The sequence below is a fragment of the Streptomyces sp. NPDC005931 genome, assembly GCF_042871235.1.
Lineage (GTDB): Bacteria > Actinomycetota > Actinomycetes > Streptomycetales > Streptomycetaceae > Streptomyces.
This window is the reverse complement of the sequence record NZ_JBIAIG010000019.1, coordinates 12,338-24,551: the sequence shown is the minus strand read 5'-3', so window position 1 is coordinate 24,551 and position 12,214 is coordinate 12,338. Positions and strand designations below refer to the sequence as shown.

11 protein-coding genes are annotated in these 12,214 nt (G+C 72.7%); 8 read left to right on the top strand and 3 right to left on the bottom strand.

The window, feature by feature from the left end:
* The first annotated feature begins 79 nt into the window (after window positions 1-79).
* From fabG to ACFYOV_RS30225, 3 genes are all read left to right on the top strand, one after another.
* A complete protein-coding gene (fabG, locus tag ACFYOV_RS30235; protein WP_389093084.1) occupies window positions 80-784 on the top strand; it encodes a 3-oxoacyl-[acyl-carrier-protein] reductase in 705 nt (234 codons plus the stop codon).
* 5 nt (window positions 785-789) lie between these two features.
* The gene (fabI, locus tag ACFYOV_RS30230) at window positions 790-1,557 is read left to right on the top strand and encodes an enoyl-ACP reductase FabI (protein ID WP_389093082.1); all 768 of its coding nucleotides are present in this window, start codon (window positions 790-792) and stop codon (window positions 1,555-1,557) included.
* Between the two features lie 268 nt (window positions 1,558-1,825).
* Complete coding sequence (locus ACFYOV_RS30225; protein ID WP_389093257.1) at window positions 1,826-2,185, top strand: hypothetical protein; 360 nt, start codon at window positions 1,826-1,828, stop codon at window positions 2,183-2,185.
* On the opposite strand, the gene ACFYOV_RS30220 is transcribed toward ACFYOV_RS30225, so the two are convergent.
* Entirely contained in the window at window positions 2,142-2,834 is a 693-nt protein-coding gene (locus ACFYOV_RS30220) for a FadR/GntR family transcriptional regulator (RefSeq protein WP_389093080.1), read from the bottom strand. The two genes, ACFYOV_RS30225 and ACFYOV_RS30220, sit on opposite strands and share 44 nt — an antisense overlap.
* A gap of 70 nt (window positions 2,835-2,904) precedes the next feature.
* Here ACFYOV_RS30220 and ACFYOV_RS30215 point away from each other — a divergent pair, with 70 nt between their 5' ends.
* The 4 genes from ACFYOV_RS30215 (at window position 2,905) to ACFYOV_RS30200 (ending at window position 5,612) form a co-directional block, all read left to right on the top strand.
* Window positions 2,905-4,380: an MFS transporter gene (locus ACFYOV_RS30215; RefSeq protein ID WP_389093078.1), complete on the top strand. Its 1,476-nt coding sequence runs from the start codon at window positions 2,905-2,907 to the stop codon at window positions 4,378-4,380.
* 131 nt (window positions 4,381-4,511) lie between these two features.
* A complete protein-coding gene (locus tag ACFYOV_RS30210) occupies window positions 4,512-4,628 on the top strand; it encodes an SGM_5486 family transporter-associated protein (protein WP_389093076.1) in 117 nt (38 codons plus the stop codon).
* A gap of 195 nt (window positions 4,629-4,823) precedes the next feature.
* Window positions 4,824-5,030, top strand: a complete 207-nt coding sequence (locus tag ACFYOV_RS30205) for a hypothetical protein (RefSeq protein ID WP_389093074.1) — start codon at window positions 4,824-4,826, stop codon at window positions 5,028-5,030.
* Window positions 5,031-5,093: 63 nt separating this feature from the next.
* Entirely contained in the window at window positions 5,094-5,612 is a 519-nt protein-coding gene (locus tag ACFYOV_RS30200; RefSeq protein ID WP_389093072.1) for a SixA phosphatase family protein, read from the top strand.
* An 81-nt stretch (window positions 5,613-5,693) separates the two neighbouring features.
* Here ACFYOV_RS30200 and serB read toward each other — a convergent pair whose 3' ends face one another.
* Together serB and ACFYOV_RS30190 are read right to left on the bottom strand one after the other, a co-directional pair.
* Window positions 5,694-6,902 carry a phosphoserine phosphatase SerB gene (gene serB / locus ACFYOV_RS30195; RefSeq protein ID WP_389093069.1) on the bottom strand — a complete coding sequence of 403 codons (1,209 nt, stop codon included), beginning with the start codon at window positions 6,900-6,902 and terminating at the stop codon, window positions 5,694-5,696.
* A gap of 130 nt (window positions 6,903-7,032) precedes the next feature.
* Window positions 7,033-9,390, bottom strand: a complete 2,358-nt coding sequence (locus tag ACFYOV_RS30190; RefSeq protein WP_389093066.1) for a streptophobe family protein — start codon at window positions 9,388-9,390, stop codon at window positions 7,033-7,035.
* Between the two features lie 240 nt (window positions 9,391-9,630).
* On the opposite strand from ACFYOV_RS30190, the gene ACFYOV_RS30185 reads away from it, so the two are divergent.
* On the top strand, window positions 9,631-12,165 hold the full coding sequence (locus ACFYOV_RS30185; protein ID WP_389093064.1) for an FHA domain-containing protein: 2,535 nt from the start codon (window positions 9,631-9,633) through the stop codon (window positions 12,163-12,165).
* Window positions 12,166-12,214 lie beyond the last annotated feature (49 nt).

Sequence of the window (12,214 nt, the reverse complement as noted above, 5' to 3'; positions counted from 1 at the left end):
TTCGGGGAAGCCGCCTGCCATCCAGGTGTTCGGGCGGGCGCACCAGACCGCTTCACTCCGCTATCGAAAGGGTGATCCGTTGAGCCGCTCGGTTCTCGTCACCGGAGGCAACCGGGGCATCGGCCTCGCCATCGCCCGCGCATTCGCCGACGCCGGCGACAAGGTCGCGATCACGTACCGCTCGGGTGAGCCGCCGGCCGGCTTCCTGGCGGTCAGGTGCGACATCACCGACCCGGAGCAGGTGGAGCAGGCCTACAAGGAGATCGAGGCCGCGCACGGCCCGGTCGAGGTGCTCGTCGCCAACGCGGGCATCACCAAGGACCAGCTCCTGATGCGCATGTCCGAGGAGGACTTCACCTCGGTCGTCGACACCAACCTCACCGGCACCTTCCGGATCGTCAAGCGCGCCAACCGCGGCATGCTGCGCGCCAAGAAGGGCCGCGTCGTGCTGATCTCCTCGGTCGTCGGGCTGCTCGGCTCCGCGGGCCAGGCGAACTACTCCGCCTCCAAGGCCGCCCTGGTCGGCTTCGCGCGCTCCCTCGCCCGTGAGCTGGGCTCGCGCAACATCACCTTCAACGTCGTCGCGCCCGGCTTCGTCGACACCGACATGACCAAGGTGCTCACCGACGAGCAGCGCGCGACCATCGTGTCGCAGGTCCCGCTCGGCCGGTACGCGCAGCCGGAGGAGATCGCCGCGACGGTGCGGTTCCTCGCCTCGGACGACGCCTCGTACATCACTGGAGCCGTCATCCCCGTTGACGGCGGACTGGGAATGGGTCACTGAACACCATGAGCGGAATTCTCGAGGGCAAGCGCGTCCTGATCACCGGTGTGCTGATGGAGTCCTCCATCGCCTTCCACACCGCGAAGCTGGCCCAGGAACAGGGCGCCGAGATCATTTTGACCGCGTTCCCGCGGCCGACGCTGACCGAGCGCATCGCCAAGAAGCTGCCGAAGCCCACCAAGGTCATCGAGCTGGACGTCACCAACGACGAGCACCTGAACCGGCTGGCCGACGTGGTCGGCGAGGAGCTCGGCGGCCTCGACGGCGTCGTGCACTCCATCGGCTTCGCGCCGCAGGACGCCCTCGGCGGCAACTTCCTCAACACGCCCTTCGAGTCCGTGGCCACGGCCATGCACGTCTCGGCGTTCTCCCTGAAGTCGCTGACCATGGCCTGCCTGCCGCTGATGCAGAACGGCGGCTCGGTCGTCGGCCTCACCTTCGACGCGCAGTTCGCCTGGCCGCAGTACGACTGGATGGGCCCGGCCAAGGCCGCGCTGGAGGCCACCAGCCGCTACATGGCCCGCGACCTGGGCAAGCAGAACATCCGCTGCAACCTCATCTCGGCGGGCCCGATCGGCTCCATGGCCGCCAAGTCCATCCCGGGCTTCGGCGAGCTGGCCGCCGTGTGGGACAGCCGTTCCCCGCTGGAGTGGGACCTGAAGGACCCGGAGCCGGCCGGGCGCGGCGTCGTCGCCCTGCTGAGCGACTGGTTCCCCAAGACGACGGGCGAGATCATCCACGTGGACGGCGGTCTGCACGCCGTCGGGGCGTGAGCACCGGCTCCACCGCCCGAACGAACGATCGAGGGCCCGCGTCCCGGAGGACGCGGGCCCTCGGCGTGTCGCCGGACCGGAACCGCACATCACCCGTTCGGCCCAGCAGGCCGGGCGGTGCGGGCCTTCAACAGGGCACTGTGGAGTACGCGTTGAGCAACACGCTCCCCCTCCCCAGCACGGCCGAGGAGGTCCCCTTGTGCGCTTTCCCCGCCTGGCCTCACTGACCGTTGCCGCAGTTTTCGCCCTGTCGCTGCCGTATGACGCGATGCCGTTCGAGGTGGTGCCGTACGAGGTGGTGCCGTACGAGGCGGTGCCGCACGCGCGCGTGTCCGTCGCCGGGGCGCCGGCGGCCGACGGGGATGCCGACGACCCGTTCGGCGCCGAGTGCCGCGTCCGCGTCGACGGCTCCGAGGTGAGTGCGTACTGTCACAACCCCTATCCCGAGCCCGACCGCGTGAGTCTGCACGTCGAATGCACCCGGTGGTGGGACCTCGACACCGACGGGGCCGCGGTGGAGGCCGGGCCCGCCCAGACCGTGCGGCTGACCGGGCGCTGCTGGAAAGAGGTCCGGACCGCCTGGGTCAGCCACCGGAGGGCCGACCGAACCGGCCCGGACGGCACATGAACGGATAGCCGGCGGCCTCCTCGGCCGCCGTAGCCGCGTCGCCCGCGCGGATCGCGTCGACCAGCCGCCCGTGGTCCATGTGCGTCTCCGGCGTCAGCTCCTCGCCGACGTCGTCGCGCAGCCAGTCCCGCAGCACCTCGCCCAGGTCCGCGTACATGGCGGTCATCACGTCGTTGTGGGAGGCGGACACCACGGCCAGGTGAAAGGTGGCGTCCGCGGCCACGAACGCCTCGGCGTCACCCGATACCCACGCCTCCTCCCGGCGCAGCAGCAGCGTGTCGAGCTGTCTGAGGTCCTTCTCGGTGCGCCGCTCGGCGGCGAGCCGCGCGGCGGCCGACTCCAGGGTGGACCGCAGCTCGGCGATGTGCCCGGGGTCGGCGTCGGCGAAGCGGCGGTGCATCACACCGGCCAGCTCGCTGGTCGCCGCGACATAGGTGCCCGAGCCCTGGCGGATGTCCAGCAGGCCGTTGTACGCGAGCGCGCGGACGGCCTCGCGGACCGTGTTGCGGGCGACCCCCAGCTGCTCGACCAGTTCCGGCTCGGTCGGAATGCGGGAGCCGACCGGCCACTCACCCGAGGTGATCTGGGCGCGCAGGGCCGCGATGACCTGCTCGGACAGCGCCGAGCGCCGGGGATGACTCAGGGGCATGGCACACCTGCGTACATGGGGAACGCCGCCTGGCAACGGCGCACTGGACGACCAATCATCCCATGATTCTATGATGGGCGTCATGGCTGGCGAGGAGACCAGGGCCGTCAGGGCCACGACCGAACGCGATCCGGCCGCCCCCGCTCTGCGAGGAGCCGGGAAGGCCGCCGCGCGGGAGCCCGGGGCGGCCGCGGGCACCCCGGCACGCGCGTGGGCGACGCGTCTTCTAGTCGTCGGCATCGTGCTGTCCGCGGTGAACCTGCGCCCCGCCATCACCAGCCTCGGCGCACTCCTCGAGGAGGTGCGCGACGGGCTCGGCATGAGCGGCAGCGTGGCGGGGCTGGTCGCCTCCGTGCCCCCGCTGTGCTTTGCCGTCTTCGGCGTGACCGCCCCCCGCCTCGCCCGCCGCTTCGGTCCGGGCGCGGTGGTCTGCGCGGGCATGGCCGCCCTCACCGCCGGCCTGCTGATCCGCCCGTTCACGGGTGGCACGGCCGGCTTCCTGGCCGCCAGTGCCCTGGCGCTCATGGGCATCGCCGTCAGCAACGTCCTCATGCCGGTCATCGTCAAGCGCTGGTTCCCCGACCGGGTCGGTTCCATGACCGGCCTGTACTCGATGGCGCTCGCCCTGGGTACCTCGGTCGCCGCGGCGGCCACCGTGCCGCTGACCGGCGCCCTCGGCGGCGGCTGGCAGTCGGGCCTCACCCTGTGGGCGGCCCTCGCGGCGGCGGCGGTACTGCCGTGGCTCCCGTTTGTACGGGACCGGGACCGCGGTGGGGCGCCGGCCGAACCGGCGTCCGCGCAGGGAGAGCGGTCACCGCGCGGGCACCCCGGCGAGGAGCCGTCCTCCGCGAGGCCCCCGCACGAGGGCCCGGGACCCGAGACGGGCCCGCACGGCCGGCGGGCACCGGGGAAGCAGGCGCGCGGGGAGGCGGCCCGGCGGGCGGAGGCGGCGCCCGCGGTGCGGATCACGCGCAGCCGTACCGCATGGGCGCTGGCGGTGTTCTTCGGGCTCCAGGCGACCGCGGCGTACATCACGATGGGCTGGATGGCCCAGATCTTCCGGGACGCCGGTGTCCCCGCGGGCACGGCCGGACTGCTGCTCGCCGTCACCATGGTGATGGGCGTGCCGCTCGCCTTCGTCATCCCCCGGCTCGCCGCCCGGCTGCCCCGACAGGGCCCGATCGTGCTCGCGCTCGGCGCGAGCGGCCTCGTCGGCTACGCCGGCCTGTACCTCGCCCCGGCCGCCGGAGCCTGGGCCTGGGCGCTGCTGCTGGGCTTGTCCAACTGCGCGTTCCCGCTCGCCCTCACCATGGTCGGGATGCGGGCCAGGACCGGCGCGGGCGTGGCCGGGCTGTCCGCCTTCGCCCAGAGCACCGGTTATCTGATCTCCATCCCCGGACCGCTCCTGGTGGGCGTGCTCTACCAGCACAGCGGTGGCTGGGGACTGCCGCTCGCGCTGATGGCCGGCCTGATGGTGCCGCAGATGATCGCCGGCGTCCTGGCGGGCCGCGACCGCACGGTGGAGGAGGAAGCCGCGGCCGGCTGAGCCGGTCCTGCCGGTCTGCGCTGCCCGGCCCTCGCTGCCGGTCGGGGCTGCCGGTCCGCCCACGGACGCGACGGCACCGGCGGCGCCACCCCCGGGCAGCCGCCGCCGGCCGGGGGTGCGAGACTTGCACCATGCCAGTGCTCGATCCGAACCCGCAGAACGGCCAGAAGAAGATGCTGCTCGTCTTCGGCGCCTTCCTGGCCATCTTCGTCGTCATCGGAGTGGTCGCGACGATCCTCGCCCCCTGACGACCCCGACCCGCGAGGGCCGCTGCCGCCGACCGCCGGTCCCGCCCATGGTGGTGCTGACCCCCCTGTCCCCTAGGGGGTCAGGCTCAGGGTCAAGTGGGTGGATCACCGGATGGGACGGGGCCACGTGGATCCGTACCTTCGAGATGTGGCCGCGAGGCGCGCCACGGACGACTCGAAGGAGCGGAGGCCCCCATGCCGGCGCACACGCACACCCGGCCGCACCCGGCCCCCCGGGGCGGCGTCGACAACCGGCTGCCGTGGTGGGCCCTGGCCCTGCCCACCCTCGCCTTCGTCGCACTGCTGACGCTGATCCTGAACCCCGCCGACGCCCCCGCGGCAGCCGGCGAGCCCGCGATCACGCACCTCCTGGAGCGTGCGCAGCAGCTCATGCCCCGCTGAGCACCCCGGAAGCGGCCGTCAACTCCCTGCGCCCCGTGGCCTGTTTCATGCGAAGCTGGGCGCATGAGCGTCGCAGAACCCCGCAGGATCGTCCTCTTCCGGCATGCGAAAGCCGACTGGCCACCAGTGACCGACCACGAGCGTCCGCTCGCCGAGCGGGGCCGCATGGACGCCGCAGTCGCCGGACGCAAGCTCGCCGACACCGGCATCTCCTTCGATCTGGCCCTGTGCTCCACCGCGACCCGCACCCGGGAGACCTGGAAACTCGCGGTGCACGAATTCGCGCAGCGACCGAAGACCGTCTACGAGGAGCGGATCTACGAGGCCTCGCCCGGCGAGCTGATCGCCCTGCTCAACGAGACGCCCGACGACGCGCAGAACATTCTGCTGATCGGCCACAACCCCGGCATCCAGGGGCTCGCCGAAGTGCTGGCCGGCTCGGCCGAGGGAGACGCCCGCGAGCGGATGGGCCGCCGGGGCTACCCGGCAGCCGCCTTCTCCCTGCTCTCCTTCACCGGCTCATGGAAGTCCCTCGAGCCGGGCGTCGCCACCCTGCTCGACTACTGGGCACCGACCGAGTGACCCGTCCCGCACCACGGGGCCCGGCACCACGGAGGTGCCGGGCCCCGCGTACGATGTGCGGCCGCCGACCGCCGCCGGGAGTCAGCTCCCGTCGCCGGTGTCCGCCGCCTCCACCTCTTCCCGGGTGACGCCCAGCAGATACAGCACGGTGTCGAGGAACGGGAAGTTCACCGCCGTGTGCGCCGCCTGGCGCACCACCGGCTTGGCGTTGAAGGCGACACCGAGACCGGCCGCGTTCAGCATGTCCAGGTCGTTGGCACCGTCGCCGATCGCCACGGTCTGCGACAGCGGTACGCCCGCCTCGGCCGCGAACCGGCGCAGCAGCCGCGCCTTGCCCGCCCGGTCGACGATCTCACCGGTGACCCGCCCGGTCAGCTTCCCGTCGACTATCTCGAGGGTGTTGGCCTGAGCGAAGTCGAGACCCAGTCGTTCCTTCAGATCGTCCGTGACCTGCGTGAAACCGCCGGAGACCACGCCGACTTGGTAGCCCAGCCGCTTCAGTGTGCGGATCAGTGTGCGGGCGCCGGGCGTCAGCCGCACCTCGCTGCGCACCTTGTCCACCACCGAGGCGTCCAGCCCCTCGAGCAGGGCCACGCGGGCGTGCAGTGACTGCTCGAAGTCCAGCTCCCCGCGCATCGCCGCCGCGGTCACCTCGGCGACCTCGTCCTCGCAGCCGGCGTGCGCGGCGAAGAGCTCGATCACCTCGTCCTGGATGAGCGTGGAATCCACGTCCATCACGACCAGGCGCTGGGCCCGCCGGTACAGCCCCGCGGCGACGACCGCCACGTCGACGCCCAGCTTCGCCGCGTCGGTCACCAGGGCCGTGCGCAGGGGCTCCGTCTCCACGCCGGACACCGCGAACTCCACCGCGGTCACCGGGTACTTGGCGAGCCGGAAGATGCGGTCGATGTTGCCGCCGGTGCGGGTGATCCGCGCGGCGATCGCCGCCGTGGCCTCCGCGGTGAGCGGGTGGCCCAGCACCGTGACCAGGGAGCGGCCGAGGCCGCGGGGCCGGTTGTCGCCGAGGCCGGAGATGATCTCCGCCTGCATCTTCATCGACTCGGCCCAGCTGTGGACGGTGGCCCGCAGATCCCCTTCCAGCCCCTGCGGGGGTTCCGTCACGAGCGCGCACAGCACCATGCGCCCACGGGTGACGACCTGCTCGATGTCGACCACGTCGACGGAGTAGGCCGCGAGGGTGTCGAAGAGGCCGGCCGTGATGCCCGGCCTGTCCCTGCCGAAGATCTTGACAAGGAGAGTGGGGACGTCGGAGGTCTGCGATGCGCTCATGGTGTTCCCACCGTATCCGGCACGCAGTGCCTTCCGCCCCCCAGGTCCGCCTGGCGGACAGCGCTCCGGGCGGCGCCGAGGTGCCCCGGAGCCCGGGGTGGTGCACCGGACACCGGGGCTGGCCGGTGCTTCAGGGCTTGCGCGGCGCCGGGGGAGGCGGCGGGGGCGGCGGCCCCTCGTCCGGCCACAGCGGCGACCGCTTCCGCTCCCGCCGCGGGGGACCCCGCCGGGGCCCGCGCGGGGGCGGTCCGACGGGCCCGATCACGGTCGGGGCACCGTAGATGTCGTCACTGCTCGCGGCGTCCTGCCCGGACGGGCTGTCTGCGGCGTGCGAGCCGTCATCGCCGCGCGGGCTGTCTTCTGCGTGGAAGCTGTCTTCGGCGTGCGGGTCCTCGCCGGTGCGCGGGACGCCGGCCGGGCGCGCACCCCCGTCGCCGGTACCCGCAGGCCGGTCGGGCGGCACGCCCTCCCGTCCCGGCCGGGCGTCTTCCGGCTCCCGCAGCCGATCGAGCCGCCGCGTGTCCTCACGCTCCCGCGGTTCACGGGGCAGGCGCAGGTAGGGATTGGTGACGGGGTTCGGCGGCCGGTAGGGAGCCGCCGGGGTGTACGGACCGGCCGGTCCCGCCGGCCCGGCCGGCCCGACCGGCCGCGCAGGCTCCGGGCCGGCCCCGGCTCCCTCCGCATCACCGACGCTTCCCGCGCGCCGGGTGCCGTCGGCAGACAGGGCGGTCTCCGGGGGCCCGCCGTCGCCCCTGTGCCCTGCCCTCTCCGCGTGCCGGGTGGCGCCGAGGTACCCGGCTCCCTCCGCCCCGCGCCCGGCGTCCGACGGGTGCCCGGTTCCCTCCGGGTGCCCGGCCCCCTCGGCGGGCCCGCGCTCCCGCGCCCCCGACCCGCCCTCCTCCCGCCGGGCCGACCCCGCGGGCGCACCCGCAGCGGTGCCCGCCGAGACGTCACCCCGTGCCAGCGGTGCCGCCCGTCGACCGGCGGCACCGCTCGCCGTTGCCAGCAGCGCACCCGCACCGCCCGCCGCCCCGCCCCACGCGGCGCCCAGCAGCAGCGCCATGCCGAGGTGCCCGTGCAGGTCGAGGCCGGCGCCGAAGGCGTCGAACCCGAGCACGGACAGCGAGGCCCCCACGGACACCCCCGTCAGCCAGACGAGCAACGGCAGCGCCAGTGCCGTCGCCGCCCCCAGCGACACCGCACACCGCCCCGCGAACCCGAGGGCTCCGGAACCCCGCACACCCCCGCGCCCCCGCGCCCCCGGCACCCCGGCCGCAGCCGCACCCACCGAGCCGCCGGAGCCAGCCGAGCCGCCGGTCCCAACAGAGCCGCCGGTAGCAACCGAGCCGCCCGAGCCGCCGGCGCCCACGGCCCCCACCGAGCCCGCCGCAGGCGTCCGCACCCCCACCAGCACCCCGGCGAGCAGCATCAGCACCGCGGCCGCCACGGCCAGCAGCCACACCCGCTCGTCCAGCTCGGCCAGCGTCCCCAGCGTGACGGTCCGGTCGGTGCCGTCCCGCAGGAGGTCGTCGACGGGGTCCGGCAGCGCACCCAGCAGCGCGCCGCTCGCCCGTCCGTCCCACGGCACGAACAGACCGAGCGGAAGGCCGAGCCACACCCCGTTCGGGGCGCCGAGCAGTGCCGCCCCCGCGATCCTCCGTGGGTGGTCGTCGCCGATCGCCGCGTACGCCGCCGCGGCGAGCCCCGCCGCCACCGCCACCAGCCCGACCGTGACGAGGGCGGACGCGGCGGGCCGTACGACGCGGTGCACGGCGTCCCAGCCGCGCGGCAGGGGAGTGCGCCGGGACGCCAGCAGCGCGACCAGCAGGACCCCGGCCGACCAGCACAGGCCACCGAGCAGCGTCGGCACCGTGTCGACGGTGAACCCGACCGCCGCCTCGGCGTCCACCAGGTCGCCGACCCGGTCCGGCAGCAGCCCCCCGATGTCGCCGAGGTCCCCGAGCCCCGGGACCTCCACCCCGCCGCCCCCGCCCGGCAGGTCGTCCAGCCCCAGCGAGCCCCCGTCGACGGTGACGACGTCGTGCCCCGCCCACACCAGCCCGCTGGCCGCGGCCACGAACAGCGCGACCACCGTCCCGGCCCGCGCGAGCAGTTCGGCCGGGGACACCACAACTCCCGCCGCGCGCAAGGACCGCAGGAAGAAGTACGCCAGCAGCAGGGCACCCACCAGGCTCACGCCCAGTGGCGCGATGTCGATGGCCGTGCTCGCCTCCGCGCCGGACAGCCCGAACACGGACACATCACCGGACGGCGTGACCGAACCACCCGCCCCGAGCGCCACCACCGCCGCCGTCATCGGACCCAGCGAGCCCGCCGCGTCCGCGTCCAGCAGCCGCAGCCCGAGCGCCGCCGTGCCCGCCATGCCGATCAACGCCCAGCTCACGGCGGCGACCGCGGACAGCACGACGTCCGCCCACGGCACGGGCGTGGCGTACCGCGCGGTTCCGGCGCTCGTGACAGCACTCATGACAGCCCCCCGGGTCCACGGCGCGTCCAGGCGGCCGTGCATGTCCCCACGCCTGGATTACCACTCTCCGGGCGGATTTCAACCCCGCCGACGACTAACGGTCGAAGCCTTGGTGCGCGGTCGTGACAAGGCCCGACTTTCGGTCAGAGCACCGAGCCTGAAATAGTTCCTCCCGATGTTCGACATCCCTAGACTCCCCGCGACGGGGGTAACTCGGGGGACAACTCAGTGGGGCATGGAGTGCCGGAACTCGTACTGGAATCAAATGGACGGACCTGGACGCTCGATCCGTCCAGGTCTTACGCCCTCGGACGCGATCCGCAGGGGGACGTCGTGCTGGACGACGCCAGGGTCTCCTGGCGTCACGCCACGATCAGCTTCAACGGCCACAGTTGGGTCATCGTGGACCACGGCAGCACCAACGGCACGTTCGTGCAGGGGCAGCGGATCCACCATCTGGAGGTCAGCTCCGACACGTCGCTGAACCTGGGCAACGCGACCGACGGGCCGCGCGTGACCCTGTCCGGCATCGGGGCCGCGGCCGCCACGCCGCACGTCCAGCCGCAGCAGCCGTACGCGGCCCAGGGCGCCAACCCGGGCTGGGCCCAGCAGACGCCGCAGCAACCGCCCGCCCAGCAGGCCCCGCAGGCCGGCTGGCAGCAGCCGCAGCATCCCGCGCCCCGGCCGCCCGTGCCGCACGTCCCGCAGCAGCACGGCCCCGGTGGCGGCGCAGGGACGCCGCCGGTCTACGGCGACCGCAGCCCCACCACGTTCCACCAGTTCTCCCTCGGCCGCGTGATGCGCATCGGCCGTGCCCTGGAGAATGACCTGGTCGTCTCCGACCTCCAGGTCTCGCGCAACCACGCCGAGTTCCACTCGATGCCCGACGGCCGCATGGAGATCCGCGACCTGGGCTCGCACAACGGCACGTACGTCAACGGCCAGCCGATTCCCAAGGGTGGCTCCCAACTGCTCGGTCCCACGGACATCGTGGGCGTCGGTCACTCGACGTTCCGGATCGTCGGCGACCGGCTCGAGGAGTTCGTCGACACCGGTGAGGTCTCCTTCTCCGCCCGCCACCTGACCGTCACGGTCGAGGGCGGGAAGCAGATCCTCAAGGACGTCTCGTTCGGCGTTCCCGAGAAGTCGCTGATCGCGGTCATCGGCCCGTCCGGCTCCGGCAAGTCCACCCTGCTCAAGGCGCTCACCGGCTACCGGCCCGCCAACCAGGGCGAGGTTCTCTACGACAACCGGAACCTCTACAAGCAGTTCGCGGAGCTGCGCCAGCGCATCGGTCTGGTCCCGCAGGACGACATCCTGCACAAGGAGCTGACCGTCAAGAAGGCCCTCACGTACGCGGCCAAGCTGCGTTTCCCGGCCGACACCACGGCCGCCGAGCGCGAGGCCCGCATCGACGAGGTGCTGCGCGAGCTGAAGCTGGACATCCACAAGGAGAAGAAGGTCACCTCCCTCTCCGGCGGCCAGCGCAAGCGTGTTTCCGTGGCCCTGGAACTGCTCACCAAGCCCTCGCTGATATTCCTGGACGAGCCGACCTCCGGTCTCGATCCGGGCATGGACCGCGACGTGATGCAGTTGCTGCGGGGCCTGGCCGACGACGGCCGCACCGTGCTGGTGGTCACCCACTCGGTGGCCGAACTCGCGCTGTGCGACAAGCTCCTGGTGATGGCCCCCGGCGGTTCCGTCGCCTACTTCGGCCCGCCCGAGGAGGCGCTGAACTTCTTCGGCTACGACACCTGGGCCGACGTCTTCTCCGCCTTCGAGAACTACCGCGACTACGACTGGGCGGGCCGCTGGAAGGGCTCGCAGCACTACCAGATGTACGCCGCGGACATCGACGCCGTCGCGCCGCAGTCCGTACAGGTCCCGCCGATGCAGGCGATGAGGCCGCCGAAGCCGCAGGGCTGGATGTCGCAGTTCGTCACCCTGGTGCGCCGCTACGTCTCGGTGATCGCCTCCGACAAGGGCTTCCTCGCCCTCATGGTGATCCTGCCCGCCGTCCTCGGAGCGGTCAGCCTGCTCATCGACGCGGACAAGGGGCTGCTGCCCAACCCGGTCAACCCGCAGACCGGCCGGGTCATCCCGAACGGCACGGCCACCACGGTCCTGCTGATACTCGCGGTCGGCGCCTGCTTCGCCGGTGCCGCGAACTCCGTCCGCGAGCTGATCAAGGAACGGGTCATCTACGAGCGGGAGCGCGCCACCGGCCTGTCCCGCTCGGCGTACCTGATGTCCAAGGTGTTCGTGCTCGGCATGATCACCGTGCTGCAGGGCCTGCTGGTCGGTGTCATCGGCTTCTCCAGCCGGGAGATCCCCGAGGAGGGCCTGATCCTCGGCGGTGCCACGCTGGTCGAGCTCTCGCTGCCGATCATGGCGCTGGGCTTCACCTCGATGATGTTCGGCCTGATCATCTCCTCGCTGGTGAAGACCGCCGAGAAGACCATGCCGCTGCTGGTGATGTTCGCGATCATCCAGGTCGTCTTCACCGGATGCCTGTTCACGCTGCAGGGCTCGATCGGCGTCAACCAGTTCTCGTTCCTGATGCCCTCGCGCTGGGCGGTCGCCGCGGCCGGCGCCACCCTGGACTTCAACCGGATCAGCCCGCCGGAGACGCCCGGTGACACCGACCCGCTGTGGGAGCACACGGTCGGGGCCTGGGTCATGGACATGGGCGCACTCGTCGTCCTCGGTGTGATCTGCGGCTTCTTCGTGGCCCGCTTCCTGCGCCGCCACGAGCCCGAGGTGATGCGCAACTAGTCACCGCCGTGACAGCCCCGAAGGGCGGTACCCCGTCAGGTGGGTGCCG